Below are 18,588 nucleotides of genomic sequence, written 5' to 3'. Positions count from 1 at the left end.
GTACGAGGGGACCAAGCGTGAGCATCGATCCGTCTTCGATTCCGAATCCCGGAGGCAACGCGGAGCCGCAGCAGTGGGCGGGCCCGACCGGCCCCGTCATTCCCGACCGGGAAATGGTCAAGGAGCTCCTGGAGCAGATGGAGCTGAAGTACTTCGTCGATGACGAGGGTGACCTCGGGGCGCCGTGGACGACGTTCCGGACGTACTTCATGTTCCGCGGCGAGGGCGAGCAGCAGGTCTTCTCGGTGCGGACGTTCTATGACCGCCGGCACGGCGCCGACGCCAGGCCGCGAATCCTGGAGACCATCGACGACTGGAACCGCCAAACCCTGTGGCCCAAGGTCTACACCCACGCCCACGACGACGGCACGATCCGCCTCGTCGGCGAGAACCAGATGCTCATCGGCACCGGCGTCTCCGTCGAGCACTTCGTGTCGTCGACCGTCTCCTCGATCCGTGCCGCGATGGAGTTCGAGAGATGGCTCGTGGAACGGCTCGGCCTGAACCCCGAGCCCGGCTCCGCCGCCGACGAGAAGCCCGGAGACGAGTCCGGCGTAAGAGCCCGCCCGGATGGGAACGCGCGGTAGCGCGGTTCCTCCACGCGGGCTCTCAGAGCGCGTGGGCTCCGTCAGTGGAGCAGGGGGATCACAGGACGCGGAGGAGGAGCACGGCGAGGTCGCCCGCGTAGGACAGGTGCTCGGCCGCCGTCTCGGCGGTCAGGTCCGTACGGCCCGCGAGGAGGCGCGCCAGGCCGTCCGCACGGGCCCCGGCGCCGGGGCCCGGCTCTGCGCCCCCGTTCCCCTGCACGACCCCGTCGGCGCTCCCCTCGGTGACGCACAGCAGCGCGTCGCCGGGGTCGAGGTCGACGGTGTGCTCCTCGAACCGGGCGTCGCGGACCGCGCCCAGCGACAGCTGCACGGCGCTCACCGAGGTCACCTCGCCCGAGGAGCTCAGCCGCAGCGGCGCCGGGTGCCCGGCGGAGACCAGCGTCACCCGCACGCCGGCGCCCCGGCGGCGTACGAGCTCGCCGTGCACGAGGGTCATCAGCCGGCCGTGGACGCCCTCGCGGACGACGGCGTGGTTGAGGCGGGTGACGACGTCGGCGACGCCGTGTCCTTCGGCGGCGAGCAGGCGCATGCCGTGGCGGGCGAGGCCGGTGACGGTGGCCGCCTCCGGGCCGGTGCCGCACGCGCCGCCGAGGGCGAAGCGCCAGCGGTCCGGCGCCGCCTCGAACACGTCGTACAGGGCGCCGTCGTACGTCTCGCCCCGGCGCACCAGGCGGTGCTCGACGCCCGGGATCCGCGGCAGGGCGTACGCGGGCGGCTCGGACGGCGGCGTGGCCCGCGTGCGCAGGCGGAACCAGACCGTCTTCGAGCCGACGGCGTACGACACGCCCCACTCGGTGGCGAGCATGACGGGCATGAGGAGCCCGCGGCCGCTGATGCGGTCGGGATCGTCGCCGTCGCCCGGCGCGGGCAGCACGTGCGCGGCATCGCCGTCGACCACCTCGATCTGTACCGACGCGCAGGCGGCCCGGCAGACCACCTCGAACGGGGTGCGGGCGTGGATGACGGCGTTGGTGGCCAGTTCGCTGGTCAGCAGGACCGCGTCGTCGATCGCGTCATCGGCGCCCCACCCGATGAGCGTCTCCCGGACGAACCGGCGTGCCTGCGCGACGGCGGTCCGGTCCGCCGGGTAGGCCGCCCGCACAATCGGATGCACGGGAGCTCCCTTCGCGAGATGTGCCGCTCGGTCGACGTCTCTCGCTCCCATCGTGACAGAACGCGAGCCCCTGATTACACATTGTGAGGAAAACAAGAGACGCGAGACCCCGGGAACCCCACGGCCGGTTACAGAGAGTGACGCCCGTCAGCCCGTAGCGGGCTGGAATGACCCGAATGCTCCATCCAGGACGGTGGAGTAGCGAGCCCACTGGCCCATGGGAGCGGCGACGAGGATGGCGTACTGCCGCCCGTTCGCGGTGAACCCGCGGTCGATCGCCCGCATGGTGCCATGGTCGCGGGTGTTCCAGGTGTACTCCAGATCGCTGGCGGACCAGCCGCGCGCGGGGAAGCGGTCGCTGAGGCGTATCTCCTGGAAGCCGGGAAGGACGTTCTTGGCCTGCACCTCGTGCTCGAAGACCCGCCAGTGCTCCACGGGATCCGAGACGCCCCAGGGGATCGCGTCGACCTGGATGTAGGCGCCGGTGGAAGGCTGCTTCCACAGGACCGAGTTCTCGCGCGCCTGACGGGTCCAGCCGGCGGGTACGGCGATCGAGGAGCCCGCCGGGCCGGTGGAGCGGTGGTATCCGGCCGGCACGGTCGGGCCGGGCGTCGGCGTCGGCGTGTGCGTCGGAGCCGTCGGCTTGGTGGTCGTCGGCGTGGGGGTGGGTGGCGGCGTCGTATCACCGGCGGAACGGTGCGTCAGGAGCACGGCCGTGGCGGCCACCGCCACCACCACGAGCACGGCGGCCACGACGATCAACCACACCTTCGAGCGGCCGTTCGCGGCCTTGCCACCAGGGCCCGGCACGGGCGCGGGGCCCGGCACTGCCCCGGGGCCCGGCGCGGGCGCGCCGAACGCGTGCTCGGTCGCGTGCTCTCCCCGCGGAGCCGGCTCCGCCGGGGTCGTCGGGTGGGGCACGCGAACCGTGGAGCCGGGCCCGGAAAGCGCCGGCTCGCCCGAGGCGGGCATCTCGCCACGCGCGGCGCGAGCGAGGTCGGCGGCGGCCTGTTCGGCCGTCATCCGCTCGGCCGGCTCCTTGACCAGCAGGCCCATGAGCACGGGCCCGAGCGGGCCCGCGTACTGCGGCGGCGGGGCCTGCTCGTGCAGCACGGCGGCCAGCGCCGCCATCGCCTCGACGCGGTCGTGCGGGCTGCGGCCCTCGCAGGCTGCGTAGAGCGTCGCGCCGAGCGCCCACAGGTCGGAGGCCGGGCTCGCCCCCTCGCCGCGGGCGCGCTCGGGCGCGATGTAGGCGGGAGAGCCGAGGACCAGGCCGGTCTGGGTGAGGGTGGCGTCGCCCGCCACCCGGGCGATGCCGAAGTCGGTGATCACGACGCGGGTGGCGCCGTCCGCGCTGGAGTCGAGCAGCACGTTGGCGGGCTTGACGTCGCGGTGCAGAACCCCGGCGGCGTGTGCCACGCGCAGCGCGGCGAGCATCTGCGACCCGATCTCGGCCACCTGCACGGCCGGGAGCCGGCCGTCGTCGTCGATGACCTCCTGGAGCGACCGCGCGCGTACGAGCTCCATGACGATCCACGGGCGGTCGTCCTCCTCGACCACGTCGTGGACGGTCACGATGCCGGGGTGGGACAGCCGGGCGGCCGACCGGGCCTCGCGCAGGGTGCGCTCGACGAGCACCTCGCGGTCGGAGTCCGTCAGCCCCGGCGGAAAGATGACCTCTTTGACCGCCACCTCGCGGTGCAGCAGGTCATCGTGCGCGCGCCACACTCGGCCCATGCCACCGCGACCGACCTGACTCAGCAGGCGATAGCGGCGCGCGAGCACCGAACCCTCCCCGAACGGCATAGCTGAGGACCATACCGACCGCCAGCGACGGTTCGGCCATGTTGGCCGGGTAATTCAGCTAAATGTCGCGAAAAAGAACACGCCAAAAAGGACAAGCAGCACTGCGGCGACGATAACGATCGAACGGATCGGATACGGTGACGCGCCGATCTGCTCGGTCCGGTCCGGCGCCGTGACCACGGCCGCCGGCGGCTCGGCACCCTCGCCGACGTCGTCGGCGTACTCCTCGGCCGGCGCCGGATCCGCCTCCTTCGCCGCGGTCAGGACGCTGGGCGGCAGCCGCCGGGTGGCCCCGTCGGGCGCGTCCGCGGGCGGGTCGTCGGGCTCGGCCGCGGCGTCGCCGGCCAGGACGCGGTCGAGCATCACCGCGACATCGTCGACGGTCAGGCGCTCGGCCGGGTCCTTGCGCAGCAGTCCGTCGATGACCGGGCGCAGCGGGCCGGCGTTCGGCGCCGGCTCGGGATCGTCGGTGAGCACGGCCACCAGGCTCGCCATCGCGTCCGGGCGCTCGAACGGCGACTTGCCCTCGACCGCGGCGTACATCGTGACGCCGAGCGACCACAGGTCCGAAGCGGGCACGGCGACCCGCCCGCGCGCCCGCTCGGGCGCGATGTAGGCCGGAGAACCGATGAGCATGCCCGTCTGGGTGAGTGTCGCGTCACTCTGCGCCCGCGCGATACCGAAGTCGGTGAGGACCGCGCGGGAACCGCCGACGAGGACGTTGCTCGGCTTGACGTCACGGTGCAGGATCCCCGCCTCGTGCGCGACGCGCAGCGCGCCGGCCATCTGGCGCCCGATCTCGGCGACCCGCCGGGGCTCCAGCGGGCCGTCCTTCTTGATCTGCTCGTGCAGCGAGCGGGCACGGATCAGCTCCATGACGATCCAGGGCCGGCCGTCCTCCTCGACCACGTCGTAGACCGTGACGACGCCCGGGTGGCTCAACCGCGCAGCGGTCCTCGCCTCCCGGAACGTGCGCTTGTGCTGAACCTCGCGCTCTTCGTCGGAGAAGCCGTGCGGGAGGATCACTTCCTTGACCGCGACATCGCGGCCGAGAACCTCGTCCCGGGCATGCCAGACGGTTCCCATGCCACCGCGGCCTACCTCGGTGAGCAGGCGATAACGCTGCGCAAGAAGGGGGTTTTCCGGCATAGTTCGCCCACGATACCCACCGCGAGGCCTCCGTTGGCCTGACGCTCACCCAATCACCGGTACAAAGAAAGAATATGGCGCGCGACCTCAGGAGCGAGATGACGACGAAGGCGGCGGGCGCGGAGCGGCCGTGGGCTCGGCGGGTTGTCGAGACAGTGCCGACCGTCCTGTTCTGGTACCTCCGCGTCTCCGGAATCCTTTCCGTCCTGGCCTGGTTCTCTTACGGCCTGATCGAGTGGATGTTCAACGTCTGGGTGCTCCGCTCCATCAATTACTTCGGCTGGTACCCGAGCCTCCCGTACGGCCTGCTGCTGATCCTCGTGTCCGTGGGCGTCCGGCGGCGCAAGAAGGCCGCCTGGCGGATCAGCGTCGTGCTGTTCCTGCTGTTCTTCGCGGTCTGGGCGCTCGCCGGGCTGTCGGACTGGGGCGGGTCGGGCGAGCTCATCACGGCGGGCGCCTTCGGCCTCGTCGTCGCGCTGCTCGTCGCCGCCCGCCAGGAGTTCTACGCGCTGCCGGACCGCGCCAACCGGCGTCTCGCGCTCGTCGTCTTCTCGGTGCTCCTGGTCGTCGGCGGCGTGATCGGCACCAACCTCGTCTTCCTCACCGACCGCGACCATCGCGGCGCCGCCTGGACCCACCTGGTCTACGCCGGGCTGCAGACCCTCCTCGGCGCCGGCGACAACGGCTGGGACCTCAACGTCGACGTTCCGATCTGGGTCGACGGCATCCTCGGCATCCTCGGCAGCGGCCTGCTCGTGATCACCGTCTGGGCGCTGTTCCGGCCCGGCCAGCGGCTCGCCGTGCTCACGCCGGACGAGGAGCTGCCGGCCCGCGCCCTCCTGGCCGAGTGGGGCGAGCGCGACTCGCTCGGGTACTTCGCCCTCCGCCGCGACAAGGACGTGATCCTGTCGCCGAACGGCCGGGCCGCCATCGCGTACCGGGTCGAGGGCTCGGTCAGCCTCGCCAGCGGCGACCCGCTCGGCGACCCGGAGGCCTGGGACGCGGCGATCAGCGCCTGGCTCGCCGAGTGCCGGGCGCACGCGTGGATCCCCGGCGTGCTGGGCGCCAGCGAGCGCGCCGCCGCCGCCTTCGGGCGCTGCGGGCTGGACGCCCTCGAACTGGGCGACGAGGCGATCCTGGACCTGCGCGAGTTCAACCTCGAAGGCCGCGACATGCGCCAGGTGCGCCAGGCCGTACGCCGGGTCGAGCGGGCCGGCTACACCGTGCGCATCCGGCGGCACGGCGCGATCGGCCGCGACGAGATGGCCGAGCTGGTCGCCGACGCCGACCGGTGGCGCGACGGGCACACCGAACGCGGGTTCTCGATGGCGCTCGGCCGTCTGGGCGACCCGACCGACGCGCGCTGCGTCATGGTGGAGGCGTTCGACGGCGCCGGGGTGCGGCGCGGGCTGCTGAGCTTCGTGCCGTGGGGCCGGCCCGGGCTCTCCCTCGACCTCATGCGCCGCGACCGCGACGCCGAGAACGGCCTCAACGAGTTCATGGTCGCCAAGCTCGCGGAGAACGCCGCGGCGGTCGGCGTCACGCGCGTCTCGCTGAACTTCGCCATGCTGCGGTCGGTGTTCGAGCGCGGCTCGGCGATCGGCGCGGGCCCGATCTCGCGGCTGCTGTACCGGCTGCTGTCGGTGGCCTCGAAGTTCTGGCAGCTCGAGTCGCTGTTCCTGGCCAACGCCAAGTACAACCCGGTCTGGACGCCGCGGTTCATGTGCTTCCCGCAGAGCCGCGACCTGGTCCGCATCGGCCTCGCCGCCGCGCGGGCCGAGGGGTTCCTGCCGACGCTGTTCAAGCCGCGGCTGGACACGCCCTCACCGTCGCCCACGCTGGTCGGAAAGATCAAGCAGATCGAGGAGGCCGCGGACGCCGCCCGCATGCCCGCGCGCCGGCTGTCGGAGCAGGAGCGCGTACGCCACGACAAGCTCGACCGCCTGCGCGAGGCCGGCATCGACCCGTACCCCCTGGGCTTCGAGCGCACCGCGACCGCGGCCGAGGTCCGCGAGCGGTTCGGCGCCCTGGCGCCGGACGTCCACACGGGCGAGACCGTCGCGATCGCGGGCCGGGTCGTGCTGGCGCGCGAGCACGGAAAGCTGATCTTCGTACGGCTCCGCGACGAGTCGGGCGACCTCCAGCTCATGCTCACGGCCGACTCCGTCGGCGCCGAGGCGCTGCGGCAGTGGAAGCAGCTCATCGACCTCGGCGACCAGGTCGGCGTGCGCGGCGAGGTGATCACATCCCGTACGGGCGAGCTGTCGGTGCTCGTCGCCTCCTGGCGGCTCACCGCCAAGTGCCTGCACCCGCTGCCCGCGACGCACGCCTCCAACGCGCTGAACGAGGAGTCGCGGGTCCGCCAGCGGTACGTCGACCTGATCGTCAACGACGACGCGCGGCGGATGCTGCGGCTGCGCGGCGACGTCGTGACCGCCCTCCGCGACTCGCTGCGCGAACGCGGCTACCTCGAGGTCGAGACGCCGATGCTCCAGCCGGTGCACGGCGGCGCCGCCGCGCGACCGTTCACGACCCGGATGAACGCCTACAACCTGGACCTGTTCCTGCGGATCGCACCCGAGCTGTACCTCAAGCGGCTGCTCGTCGGCGGCATCGGCAAGGTCTTCGAGATCAACCGCAACTTCCGCAACGAGGGCGTATCGGTCCGGCACAACCCCGAGTTCACGATGCTGGAGGCCTACGAGCCGTACGGCGACTACAACACCATGGCGGCGCTGACGCGCGAACTGGTCCTCGCGGCGGCGCGCGCGGGCATCGGCGGCACCGTCGTGGTGCGCGACGGCGTGGAGTACGACCTCGCCGAGCCGTGGCAGGAGATCACCGTGTACGACTCGGTCTCCGAGTCCCTCGGCGAGCAGGTCACGCCGGCGACGTCCCTGCGCACGCTGCAGAAACACGCCGACCGGGTCGGCCTGGGCCACGATCCGGAGTGGGACCAGGGCAAGCTGACGCAGGAGCTGTTCGAGACGCTGGTGGAGTCGACGCTGCGCGCGCCCACGTTCGTCCGCGACTACCCGGCCACCACCTCGCCGCTGACCCGGCCCCACCGCGACACGCCGGGACTCGCCGAAAAGTGGGACCTGATCGTGTTCGGCCTCGAACTCGGCACCGCGTACTCCGAGCTGATCGACCCGATCGTCCAGCGGCGCAACCTCACCGAGCAGTCGCTCCTCGCCGCCGGCGGGGACCCGGAGGCGATGGACCTCGACCAGGACTTCCTGCGGGCCCTGGAGTACGGCATGCCGCCCGCGGGCGGCATGGGCATGGGCGTCGACCGGCTGATCATGACGCTGACCGGCCGCAACATCCGCGACACCATCGCGTTCCCCCTGACGCGTCCGGGATCTTAGTGCCGTGTCAGTCAACATTTGCCTCGTTGGGGAGGGGGTTGGCTGATCCTCGCTGGGGCGAGCGACTCCCCACTTTTGGTGGGGCGGGCCACGGCCGGCCAGGGGACCGCGGGTGCGGTGCCGTGATGGGGGGACCGCCTGGGGTCATGCCGGGACGGTCCGGCACCGGGGAGGTGTCGTCCGGCTCGACGGTGCGTGATCATCACCGGAAACATGCTCGTGGTGGTGATGGTGCCGCCCGGGCCGCGCCGGGCGATGTTGGCGCCGCCGACCAGGTCGCGGTGCCCGTTGAACCCGCAACGGATGCAGGTGAAGTTCCGATCTTTGGGTTTGGGAACCCGCCGGTGGCAGGCGGGGCAGGTCGAGGACGTGCCCCGCTCATCCACCAGCACCAGGCCGATCCCGGCCTGTTCGGCCTTATCGGTCAAACACCGGAGCAGGTGCCCGATCCTCCAGGCCTGGACCCGCTGGTTGTGCCTTCGCCCCGCCTTGAGGGTCAGGACGCCGCGCGGGTCACCGACCGCCAGTGTGCCGACTCGGCGTGCGACCGCCCAGTCGATGACGGTTTTGGCTGCCTCGTGCTGGGCTTGGCGGACCCGACGTTTGTGGCGGGCTTCGAGTTTGCGTTGCCGGGCCCGGTACTTTCGCCATCGGCGTGACCCCGCCTGGCCCGGTTTCGGTGCCTTCCGCGCCATCGCGCGCCGCCGGTGTTTGGCGTCTTTGAGGTGCAGGTGGGTCTCGGCGCGGATCGCCCGCCCCGACACCACCAGCCCCTCCCCATCCGGCCCCGCCACCGCGAACGGATGGATCACCCCCGGATCGACCCCCGCGACCCGACCCGGGTCCGGTTGCTGGTCTGGTGGATAGGTGGTGATGGGGATTTCGGCGGTGACGTCGACGAACAACCGGCCGCCCTCGGCCACCAACGTCACCGACCGCACCTGTCCCGCCTCATACGGGACCTGCCGGGCCAACCGCACCCACAACGACGCACACCCACGACCGACCGGAAGGCGCAACCGCCGCTCTTCCAGGGTGAATGTGCCGTGGTAGTAACGCACCGGCATCAACCGGCGTTTCCGCCGCGGGTACCGCGCCGTCTCCTCGCCATTTTTTCGGCGTTTGGCGGTGGCGAACCAGGCGTCGCTGTAGCGCCGCAGCACCGACCGTGCCCCGACCGAGTCCAACTCCCCGAACGTGCCCGGCCCCGCCGCCGCCAGCTCCCGGCACAATGCCTGATAGCCCACGATCGCCCGCAGCCCGCGTTGCCTCCGCCACCGGTTCATATCAAGGACACACGCCCACACATCACGGGCCGAGACCAGCAACTCGAAACAACGGCGCCGCTGCGCGGGAGTCAACCGCAGGTCGACCCGGGCGGTCCGCAACACCACCCGGGCACCACCATCAGCAACGTCACGTCGAGGCACCAGGCGATTACAACAGGTGCCTACGACAAAACCCGGCCCCCAGCCCACCGCACAGATTCAACACGCCCGCCGAGTCTCGCGCCGACAGGGCAACCGTTGCCTGCTACGGCATTAGCCGGGGCACGCGGGCTCTTGGTGTTCGAGCGCACACAGCATGGGCCGGACGCCACTACAGTCGTCAGGCGTGAGTGACTCTGATCGAAACGTCACACCGCCGGCGGCCGACGATCTGGACGGCTACGACGACCTCGAAGGCTTCGACGCCGATGAGTTCCTGCAGGAGTGGCAGGAGGCCGACCGCACCGCGGTCGAACTCCTCCGTGAGGCGCTCCCCGGCGTGGCCGGGGCGTCCGCTCCGCAGGAGGCACTGGCCACGGCGTCCCAGCGCGTCCGCGACCGCCTGACCGACTGGCCGTACCGCCACCTCGCCGCGGCCGCCGACTGGGGCCGCCGGCTCCCGGCCGACGACGAGACCCTCTGGACCCAGGCCGCCGGCGCGCTCGTGTCGATGCACGGCGAATCGGGGCTGGGCAGCCACGAGGAGAGCTCGCTGATGGCCCTCCAGCACGCCGACTGGGCGGGCGCGGTCATCGGCCTGACCCGAGCGGGCGTGGGCACACGCGCCTGGCCGGAGGACCTGTTCGACCTGGCCGACAAGTGCCCGGAGATCGAGGGCTCCTACGAACCGGACGACCGCGAGCCGATCGAGTTCGCCTTCGGGCTGATGGTGCCGATCTGGGAGGCCCTCGGCGCGCTCGACGAACACCGGCGCCTGACACCGCTGGGCCACTGGGGCCTGCCGCGGGCCCTGGCCTGGGCGTGGGACGGCTCCCTGGACGAGGAGTAACCGGCCCGTCCCCGTCCAGGGACTCCGGGCATGCCGTTCCGACGGCCGCAGCGGCACCTCCTAGCGCGGACGCCGCGATCGGACCTGGGGGACCGCCGGTTCGAGCACGAACTCGCCGTACCGGCCCCCCAGGCCGCCGCACGCGTCCAGACCGGATGCCCGGCTCAGCCCGTCGCACCCGGCCCGTCCGCCGTCATCGGCGACGGGAGAACGCCCGGTCGAGAAGGACGATCGGCACGACGCCCGCCGCCAGGGCGGCGCCGATCCAGGCCACGGAGGTGATGCCGGCGCCGGCGTTCAGGGCGACCCCGGCGAGTGCCGGGACGAGGCTGATGCCGAGCTGGAACGCCGAGACGGTGGTGGCGCCGGCGAGCGTCGGTGCCGTGGACGCGATGGCGAACACCCGCCCGTAAATGGCCGGGTTCAGCACGAACCCGGCGATCCCGAGGAGGAGAACGAGGGGCACGACGGCCGACGCGTGCCGCGCCAGGATCGCGAGGAGGACGGAGCCGGCCGCTGTCCCGAGCGCCCCGGCCAGGAGCGCCTGAGAGGGCCGCCTGTCGGCGATTCTGCCTCCGATGGACAGCCCGGCGAAGGCGCCGATGCCGAACAACGCGAGGACGGCGGGCACCCAGACGCCGGGGATACCGGTGATGTCGGTCAGGAACGCCGCGAGGTAGTTGAACGAGATCATGTAGGCGGCGGTGCTCAGGACGGTGACGGCGTAGACCACCCACAATCGTGGTCGCCTCATGGCCCGGAGCTCGCGCCGTACGCTCGGCTCCTGGCCCGTGCTCGTCGCCGGCATCGCGAGCAGGCTCAAGAGGGCACCGGCGGCGGTCAGGGCGACCACACCCCAGAATCCGCCCCGCCATCCGGTGAAGTGACTGAGCAGTGCGCCCGCCGGGCCACCGGCGATCATCGCGAGGCTGAGGCCGCTGACGACGACTCCTGAGGCGCGTGCGGTGCGGTCGGACGCGACGAGGCCGACCGCGGTGACCGCTGCGACCGCCCAGTACCCCGCATAGGCGAGGCCGCAGACGAAGCGGGTCGCCAGGAGCACCGCGTAGCTGTCGGTCAGCAGGCCGATCGTCACCGCGCCGGCGAAGATGACCTGCGTGGTCACCAGCGTGGTGCGTCGCGGCCAGCGCAGCGTCACGATGGCGAAGGGAGGCCCGCCGACCACGACACCGACGGCGAAGGTCGAGATCAGCGCCCCGGCGGAGGACAAGCTGATCTGCAGATCGTCGGCGATCTCCGGCAGGACCCCGGCCAGCAGGAACTCCGCGCTCCCCATGGCGAACAGGCTGAACGCGAGGAGGTAGACGCCCAGCGGCAGCCTCCCGCGAGAGACCGGAACCCGCCGCTGTGCGGTGTCGACGCTCACCGGCGATCACCCGCCACCGTGGCGCGGCGCTGTTCGACGGCGTGGTCGACGTCCTCGTCCAGCAGGTCGGTGTTGATCGCGAAGGCGGCGGCGGACCCCATACCGGCGGCGGTGATGACCTGGGCGCGGGGGTCGATGACGTTGCCGGCGGCCCAGACGCCGGCGACGCTGGTGCGACCGGTGCGGTCGGTGGCGACCCAGCCGTTGTCGTCCTTGGCGCACCCCAGGCCGGTCAGCAGCTCGTCGCGCGGGACCACGCGGGGGAAGAGGAAGGCGGCGGCGCGAGGGACGGCGCGGCCGTCGGTGAGCTCGATCCCTCTCAGCTGGTCATCCTCGATGACAAGCCGCTTGACCCTTCCCTCGACGATGCGCAGGCCGCGCGCCTCCAGCCGGTCCCGGTCCTGCGCCGTCGGCTCGAGCGTGTGCGGGAGGAAGACGACGTCGTCGCTCCACGCGCGCAGGAGCAGGGCCTGATGTACCGCGCCCGGGTGGGTGCCGAGAACGGCGAGCGGCCGGTCACGGACCTCGTAGGCGTGACAGTAGGGGCAGTGCAGGAGATCCCTGCCCCACCGTTCCCGCACGCCGGGGATGTCGGGTAGTTCGTCGCGCAGCCCCGTCGCGACCAGGACGCGGCGGGCCTTGAGCACCGGCCCGCCGACCATGCGGACGTCAAGATCACGGTCGATCCGCTCCACCCGCCCCCGGATGATCTGGACGCCGTACCGGGCGATCTCCGCGCGGCCGAGTTCGAGCAGTGCCGCGGGGGACGATCCGTCGCGGGACAGGAAGCCGTACATGTGCGCGGCGGGCGCGTTGCGCGGCTCGCCGGCATCGAGCACCACCACCTTGCGGCGGGCCCGGCCCAGAAGCAGGGCGGCGTTCAGCCCGGCCGCTCCGGCGCCGACCACCACCACGTCGAAGACCCCGTCATCGGCAGGGCGCGGTGCGCTGCCGTCCGGGAAGTCCGTCGCCTTGATCACGGCGATCACCTCCGCGCCCGATGGTGTGAGCGCCGGCGGCGGACCGGCAACTTTCGTTGCCGAACCTGGGACGCGGGAGGTGAAATGAGCGGTATGGACGAGCAATCCCCGATCGCCACCACGCTGGCCCAGGTCGGCGCCCGCCTCAAGCGCATCCGCACCGAACGCGGCGTGAGCCTGTCGGCGCTGGCCGAGGCCACCGGCATCTCCAAGAGCACGCTTTCCAGGCTGGAGACGGGCCAACGCCGCCCCAGCCTGGAGCTCCTGCTGCCCATCGCGCAGGCACATCAGGTGCCCCTGGACGAACTGGTCGGCGCGCCCGAGGTCGGGGATCCCCGGATCCGCGCAAAGCCCCGCGTCCGCAACGGCCGTACGGTGATCCCGCTGACCCCGCACCCGGGCCCCCTGCAAGCCTGGAAGTCGATCATCCCGGCCGAGCAGAACCGGCCCGAACCGTGCACCCATGAGGGCTATGAGTGGCTCTATGTGCTGTCCGGGCACCTGCGGCTCATCGTGGCCGACCACGACCTGACCCTGGGGCCGGGAGAGGCCGCCGAGTTCGACACCCGCCTGCCCCACTGGTTCGGCCCGACCGGCGAGTCTCCCGTGGAGGTCCTCAACCTGTTCGGCCGCCAAGGAGAACGCATGCACATCCGCGCCAGACCACGCCCCCGGCAGGAACCGGCGTCCTGATCCGGGCGGCGTCTCTGAGGTTCTTCAGCGGCGACCCTGGCGGCCAGGGTCAGGGCAGCGGCGGGGCCTTGCGGGCCGTGCCGCGGTAGGTCCGTGGGTCGTAGCGGCGTTCGCTCTCGTCGAGTTTGGCGTGGGCGGCCTCGACGAGGTCGACGTCCAGGGCGTCGGCCAGGCGGACCAGATAGGTCATCACGTCGCCCAGCTCCGCGCGTACGCGTGCGCCGGCCTCCGGGTCGGTCATCACCGTGGCCGACTCCTCCGGGGTCAGCCACTGGAACTCCGCCAGCAGCTCGCCCGTCTCCCCCGCCAGGGCCATGGCGAGGTTCTTCGGCGTGTGGAACGGCTCCCAGTCGCGCGCCGCCGCGAACTCCCGCAGGCGGGCGGCGAGGCCCTCGATCGGCGTCATGCGCGCAGGTCCTTCTCGTAGATCAGGACGTCGCAGGGGGTGGCGAGCAGGGGCGCGAGGTGCGGGTGGGAGTCCTCCATCGTGCCCGTGCCGACGACCGCGTAGCCGAGACGGTCGTACCAGGCCGCGAGGAACTCCTTCGCCGGGTGCGACCGCTCCCGCGGCATGAGGAGCTCCAGCCGCATCCGGCCGTCCCCCTGCTCCCGGGCGCGGAGCTCGGCGAAGCGTACGAGCTCCCGTCCGACGCCGACGCCGCGATGGCGCGGATCGGCGGCGAGCAGACCGAACTCGCTCGTCCCGGCGTCGATCCGGTGCACGCGGACGCACCCGGCGATCCGGCCGTCGAGGCGCGCGACGGCGATCTCACCGGCGCGTACGAGCCCGGCGAGCTCGCGCGTGGTCGTCCGGACGGCGTCGTCGGCCCACAGGCCCTTCTCCGACTCCGCGTACACCTCGTTGACCAGGTCGGTGAGCGTGGTGACTGTGGCGTCGTCACCGGCCGCGGCGGGTGCCAGGGGCCGGATCTCAGGTCGTGCCGCGATGGTCGCCTCCCGGGTCCGGATTCCGATGGTGCCACGGAAGCGGCGACTGGCGGGCGCGCACCCTGGGTACGGACGCGGCGTGAACGACGAGGCTCGGGACGCGGCCGCAGCCGGCGGCACGGAACCGGGCGAGGAGGCTCCGTCGCGTCGCCGGCCGGCCCCCGGCCTGGACGAGCTGCGCGGCGACGAGTGGCGGCGGCTGCTCGCAGCGGCACGCCGCAGGCTCGGCAAGACCGGCGGTGAGGTGACCGGCTCGGTCTCGCTGGCCTATCCCTCCGATGAGGAGTCGCGCGTGGTCACCCGGGTCACCGGGCGGCGTGAGTCCTCCCGGCGTCCTGTCGTCTCGCTGCGCGAGCTCGACGCGGCACTGCGCGGAGCGTACGGCGCGGGGCTGTGCCGGGCGCTCGCGTGGCTGGACGGTCCCGGCCGGCCCGAGGACGTACGGTCGGCGCTGACGGCGGCCCTGCGCTGCCGGTACGCCGACGAGGGCTGGTTCACCGGCTGGCTCGGCGCGCTGACCCGCGACGGCACGGTCGGGCGGCTGGTACGGCAGGGGCGCGGCGACCTGCCCGGCTGGGCGGCGGCGGTGCTCGACCGGCTGCCCGCGCGCGACATACCGCTGCCGGTGCTCGCCGAGTGGGCGACCGGTGACGCCACCGCGCTGTCCGGCACGCCGCTGGCGAGCCTGGTGATGCGCGCTCTCGTGCTCTGGCAGGGCGCACCGCCGCCGGCCGGCCGTGAGGACGAACGCCGGATCTGGCGTGACGCCGGCGTGGTCCCCGACGACCTGACGAGCCAGGTGCTCGTCCTCGGCCTGCGGGCACGGGAGGAGCACACCGTCGCCCGCTGGCTGGACGACGCCGCGGCGGCGGGCATGCCGTTCCGGCTGACCCTGCAGCAGCTGATGGCCGCCCCGGTGACACCGCGCGACCCGCAGATCTTCGTCTGCGAGAGCCCGGTGGTGGTACGGGCGGCGGCGGAGCTGGGCGCCGCCGGTGCCTTGGTCTGCACGGAGGGCCGGTTGTCCGCGGCCTGCGACCGGCTGCTCAGGGCCGCGGCGGGCGCCCGGATCCACTGGCGGAACGACTTCGACTGGCCGGGCGTGCGCATGACCGCCGCCGCGACGGAGCGGTACGCCGCGGTGCCGTGGCGGATGGGCGCCGGGGACTACGCCGACGCCCTGGCGGCCGGCCGCAGGGAGCCCCTCAAGGGCAGCCGGACGACGACTCCCTGGGACCCCCGCCTGGCGGACGCGATGACCCGCGAACGCCGCGCCGCCCGCGAGGAGTGGCTGCTCCCCGCCTTGCTCTCCGACCTGCGGTCGTCTGACCACTAACGTGGGGTGTCGGCCGAGCCGCCTGCTTTCGCGTCACCAGGAGGGAAAGGGAGCCTTGACGGAGAATTCCGCTGTTCCGACGGATGGGCATGACAGGTTCCAGCGGCTCTCGCGACGCCGGCTGCTCAGTCTGGCCGGGGCCGCCGGTCTGGCGGCGGCGGGATGCACCTCCCAGGGGGATGGCCATGCCTCCGCACCGAGCTCCTCCGGCCCGCCGTCGGGTGCGCCGAGCCCGCGCGGCGTCCTCGCGGGCAACGTCAACGGGGCTCTCGACCGCGTGAACCTCGCCGAGTTGCAGGACGTGTCGGCGAAATGGCTGCGGGGTTTCTTCCCGATGCCCCGGGCCGATCGGAGTGACCCGGCGAGCCAGCCGTCGATCCGGAATCTTCTGACGGCCGGTGAACACGGCTACGGCACCGTGCTCTCACTGAAATTCCCCTACAATCACCGGCCTCTCCCGTCGCCCGGCGGCTCTGCCATGGACGTCGAGTTCCAGCGCCTGGACAAGCTGCTTCCGGCCGTTATGAACAAGGTCGACATCCTGGCCGTCGGCAATGAACCGTTCATTGAAACCCGCGCCGAGGACCACGGCCGGCTCAACGCCTTCTACGAGGCGCTCGCCCGGCACGTCATCGACTATCGGAACAAGCATTACGGCGCGAAGTCCAGGACCCGGATCTACATGGGGGCGCTCAACCATCTCGACCTGCCCGCGTGGCGTACGCCCGCGACCGAGCGCTGGATGAGGTTCGTGCGCAGCACTGCGGCCATCGACGGCGTCGACATCCATCCCCACCTGCCCGCTCCTCACGCCGACCGGGCCTACCTCGACTACATTCTCCCTCGCATGCGCTCCGACCAGCGCTTTCTTGCCACCGAGTTCTCCCTGGTGCTGTTCTGGAAGAAGCACCTGAGCGACGCGGTACCGGCCGGGTTCGCCCAGCGCTACAGCATGCGACCGGGAACGCCGGTATGGCAGGTCATCAGGCAGTCCATCGATTCTCCGTTCCCGCAGCAGAAATGGGACGACTTCCTGTTGGCGTGTCCGTGGTTCGCGGCGAACAAGAATTTCCTACGCGACCAGGTCAAGAGATTCCGCGCGACGGGACGTCTCGCGGTGGCCGCCTACGGCATGACCCAGGGCTCCGCCATGGTGCAGAACTTCGGCCCCAAGTCGACGCCCTGGCTCCTCAACAGCCTCCTTTGCCCGTACACGGTTCAGAAAGGCCAGAACGGCCGCGTGGGAGAGAACCGCACCTGGGCCGACGAGTTCCGCGCATTGCAGGTCAGTTGACCCCCCGGATATGGCGCAGGTAGTTACGGACCTTGCGCTCGAACCTGCTGCGGTTCGTTCCCACGACGATGCCCTTGAGCTCGGCAGGAGTGGGCTCGCCCAGTTCGTCCTCGAAGTCGGTGTAGACGACGCCGCGGCGCTTGACGGGGATGAGCCGGACCAGACCGCGCATCACCCGCCGCATGTGCTCCAGCATCGGCAGCGTGACGTCCTGCCACCAGTCGTCACCGGATACCTCGGTGATGAAGCCGGCGTGCCGGCTGACGACCGGGTCGTTGAGCGTCGTCGGGTCCAGCAGGTCCTCGGCGATGCGCTGCACCTGCTGCCGGAGGGCGTCGTAGCCGGGATCGCCCACCAGCAAGCCGAGCTGGAGGCGGAGCGCCAGCAGGTCGAACCGCTTGGCCTCCTCGCTGTTCTCCTCATCCTTGTACGCACTCGGCAGACCGGCCAGCTTCTCCTTCAGCTCGTCCCGCTTCTCGGCGGTGATCTGCCTCCACCAGTCGGCGTCGAGGTACATGTCGACCTCACGCAGGTGCTGGCGCACTTAGAGCTGGTGGAGGGTGTAGAGCAGCTCGGCGCGTTGGGCGAACAGACGCTCCCCCAGCGAGGGCTGGACTCTGCCGTCTGCCTCGGGGATGTCGGAGTCGAAGAACTCGACGTTCCGGGCGAGGTCGAAGACGAGGAACTGCTTCTTGTCCTGACCGGGACCGAACAGATCCGGCCGCAACCGGGTGCCCAGGCCGATCATCTGCCAAAACTTCGTCTTGGACCGGATCAGCTTGCTGTCAGCGGCGGGCAACGAAGCCAGTCGAAGGCGACTGTAATGCCCTTCATAGCGCTGTGTCTCGCTCGGGTCGGTATAGACGAGATCGGAGTTGATGGTTTCGGCTACCGCCATAGCGGGGTCTGCGAAGGTGTACAGGGCAAAGGAAGACTTGGGCAACAGCCCACCGACAAGCCGTGCGTTGTAGGGAAGTACACGCAGTGTCACATTGGGCTGTCCCGCGACGATGTCAGCCAGGTGCCGCAGCTGGTGCCCCATCACCGAGACGGGCACATTCAACCGACGTACTACGAACTCCTCAAGGATGACCTCGTACGTTGGCCCGTCCGGTCGCAGCATCGCTCGTTGCCGTCGCAGGCGAGCCTCAGCCATGCGTTCTGGACTGTAGGTTATTGGCCTTTCGCTCCGATCCAGCTCTACCAATGCCCAGACGAAGTCAGGGATTTGGAGGACAGCAGGGATACCTGTCTGGTTGTACTCGCGAATGGTCTCGGCGCCGGATTCCAGGTCGGCGTAGAGGCGTTGGCGGGGCCCATGGCATCGCCGTAGGCGTCCCACCAGCCTTTTTCGGCGGCGTCGCGGGCGATGCGGACGATGTCGTGCCAGCGGTCGCCTTTCGCGCCGAGGATGTCGAGGATCTTCATCACTTCGGCGAGGTCCGGGCGGATGCGGGCGTTCTCCAGGCGGCTGATCTTCATGCGTGACTGATGGATCAGCTTCGCCAGCCGATCCGTGGTCATGCCGGCCTCCTCGCGCAGCGTACGGAGCTCTACGGCGAGCCGCCGCCGGCGTACGAATGGACTGGTCATCACTGACCATCCGATGAACTGTTCAGCTGGTG

17 protein-coding genes are annotated in these 18,588 nt (G+C 71.3%); 6 read left to right on the top strand and 11 right to left on the bottom strand.

Annotated elements, in window-relative coordinates; all coding sequences use genetic code 11:
- The first annotated feature begins 17 nt into the window (after window positions 1-17).
- Window positions 18-587 (top strand): YbjN domain-containing protein, encoded by a 570-nt coding sequence (locus OG417_RS08890; protein WP_329252423.1) that lies wholly within the window; start codon window positions 18-20, stop codon window positions 585-587.
- 58 nt (window positions 588-645) lie between these two features.
- Here the strand turns inward: OG417_RS08890 and OG417_RS08885 are convergent, their stop codons facing one another.
- From OG417_RS08885 to OG417_RS08875, 3 genes are all read right to left on the bottom strand, one after another.
- On the bottom strand, window positions 646-1,722 hold the full coding sequence (locus OG417_RS08885; protein WP_329252421.1) for an ATP-binding SpoIIE family protein phosphatase: 1,077 nt from the start codon (window positions 1,720-1,722) through the stop codon (window positions 646-648).
- Between the two features lie 147 nt (window positions 1,723-1,869).
- Window positions 1,870-3,528 carry a serine/threonine-protein kinase gene (locus OG417_RS08880; protein ID WP_329252417.1) on the bottom strand — a complete coding sequence of 553 codons (1,659 nt, stop codon included), beginning with the start codon at window positions 3,526-3,528 and terminating at the stop codon, window positions 1,870-1,872.
- 54 nt (window positions 3,529-3,582) lie between these two features.
- Entirely contained in the window at window positions 3,583-4,614 is a 1,032-nt protein-coding gene (locus OG417_RS08875) for a serine/threonine-protein kinase (protein WP_442875667.1), read from the bottom strand.
- A gap of 161 nt (window positions 4,615-4,775) precedes the next feature.
- Between OG417_RS08875 and lysX the strand changes: the two genes are divergently transcribed.
- Window positions 4,776-8,048: a bifunctional lysylphosphatidylglycerol synthetase/lysine--tRNA ligase LysX gene (gene lysX / locus OG417_RS08870; protein ID WP_329252411.1), complete on the top strand. Its 3,273-nt coding sequence runs from the start codon at window positions 4,776-4,778 to the stop codon at window positions 8,046-8,048.
- An 11-nt stretch (window positions 8,049-8,059) separates the two neighbouring features.
- On the opposite strand, the gene OG417_RS08865 is transcribed toward lysX, so the two are convergent.
- Window positions 8,060-9,526: an RNA-guided endonuclease InsQ/TnpB family protein gene (locus OG417_RS08865; RefSeq protein ID WP_329252408.1), complete on the bottom strand. Its 1,467-nt coding sequence runs from the start codon at window positions 9,524-9,526 to the stop codon at window positions 8,060-8,062.
- Between the two features lie 136 nt (window positions 9,527-9,662).
- Between OG417_RS08865 and OG417_RS08860 the strand changes: the two genes are divergently transcribed.
- Entirely contained in the window at window positions 9,663-10,325 is a 663-nt protein-coding gene (locus OG417_RS08860) for a hypothetical protein (RefSeq protein WP_329252406.1), read from the top strand.
- A gap of 193 nt (window positions 10,326-10,518) precedes the next feature.
- On the opposite strand, the gene OG417_RS08855 is transcribed toward OG417_RS08860, so the two are convergent.
- Together OG417_RS08855 and OG417_RS08850 are read right to left on the bottom strand one after the other, a co-directional pair.
- Window positions 10,519-11,712, bottom strand: a complete 1,194-nt coding sequence (locus OG417_RS08855; RefSeq protein ID WP_329252404.1) for a Cmx/CmrA family chloramphenicol efflux MFS transporter — start codon at window positions 11,710-11,712, stop codon at window positions 10,519-10,521.
- Window positions 11,709-12,692: an NAD(P)/FAD-dependent oxidoreductase gene (locus OG417_RS08850; protein WP_329252401.1), complete on the bottom strand. Its 984-nt coding sequence runs from the start codon at window positions 12,690-12,692 to the stop codon at window positions 11,709-11,711. Before OG417_RS08850 ends, OG417_RS08855 begins: the two co-directional genes overlap by 4 nt.
- Before the next feature lie 93 nt (window positions 12,693-12,785).
- On the opposite strand from OG417_RS08850, the gene OG417_RS08845 reads away from it, so the two are divergent.
- Window positions 12,786-13,385 (top strand): helix-turn-helix domain-containing protein, encoded by a 600-nt coding sequence (locus OG417_RS08845; protein ID WP_329252398.1) that lies wholly within the window; start codon window positions 12,786-12,788, stop codon window positions 13,383-13,385.
- A gap of 49 nt (window positions 13,386-13,434) precedes the next feature.
- Here the strand turns inward: OG417_RS08845 and OG417_RS08840 are convergent, their stop codons facing one another.
- Both OG417_RS08840 and OG417_RS08835 read right to left on the bottom strand, forming a co-directional pair.
- Window positions 13,435-13,791 carry a nucleotide pyrophosphohydrolase gene (locus tag OG417_RS08840; protein ID WP_329252395.1) on the bottom strand — a complete coding sequence of 119 codons (357 nt, stop codon included), beginning with the start codon at window positions 13,789-13,791 and terminating at the stop codon, window positions 13,435-13,437.
- Window positions 13,788-14,243 carry a GNAT family N-acetyltransferase gene (locus tag OG417_RS08835; protein ID WP_329252392.1) on the bottom strand — a complete coding sequence of 152 codons (456 nt, stop codon included), beginning with the start codon at window positions 14,241-14,243 and terminating at the stop codon, window positions 13,788-13,790. The genes OG417_RS08840 and OG417_RS08835 overlap by 4 nt, the downstream gene beginning before the upstream one ends.
- Before the next feature lie 169 nt (window positions 14,244-14,412).
- On the opposite strand from OG417_RS08835, the gene OG417_RS08830 reads away from it, so the two are divergent.
- Window positions 14,413-15,669 carry a TIGR02679 family protein gene (locus tag OG417_RS08830; protein WP_329252389.1) on the top strand — a complete coding sequence of 419 codons (1,257 nt, stop codon included), beginning with the start codon at window positions 14,413-14,415 and terminating at the stop codon, window positions 15,667-15,669.
- A 55-nt stretch (window positions 15,670-15,724) separates the two neighbouring features.
- Window positions 15,725-16,963: a hypothetical protein gene (locus OG417_RS08825; protein ID WP_329252386.1), complete on the top strand. Its 1,239-nt coding sequence runs from the start codon at window positions 15,725-15,727 to the stop codon at window positions 16,961-16,963.
- Here OG417_RS08825 and OG417_RS08820 read toward each other — a convergent pair.
- From OG417_RS08820 to OG417_RS08810, 3 genes are read right to left on the bottom strand one after another with little or no spacing between them, the layout of a single operon-like run.
- Window positions 16,956-17,507 (bottom strand): hypothetical protein, encoded by a 552-nt coding sequence (locus OG417_RS08820; RefSeq protein WP_329252383.1) that lies wholly within the window; start codon window positions 17,505-17,507, stop codon window positions 16,956-16,958. The two genes, OG417_RS08825 and OG417_RS08820, sit on opposite strands and share 8 nt — an antisense overlap.
- Window positions 17,508-18,209 carry a DUF5753 domain-containing protein gene (locus OG417_RS08815; protein WP_329262199.1) on the bottom strand — a complete coding sequence of 234 codons (702 nt, stop codon included), beginning with the start codon at window positions 18,207-18,209 and terminating at the stop codon, window positions 17,508-17,510.
- Window positions 18,164-18,487 (bottom strand): helix-turn-helix domain-containing protein, encoded by a 324-nt coding sequence (locus OG417_RS08810; protein WP_329252380.1) that lies wholly within the window; start codon window positions 18,485-18,487, stop codon window positions 18,164-18,166. Before OG417_RS08810 ends, OG417_RS08815 begins: the two co-directional genes overlap by 46 nt.
- Window positions 18,488-18,588: the final 101 nt, after the last annotated feature.

Source organism: Actinoallomurus sp. NBC_01490 (assembly GCF_036227085.1).
Taxonomy (GTDB): Bacteria; Actinomycetota; Actinomycetes; order Streptosporangiales; family Streptosporangiaceae; genus Actinoallomurus; species Actinoallomurus oryzae.
This window is presented reverse-complemented; position numbering and strand designations above follow the sequence as displayed.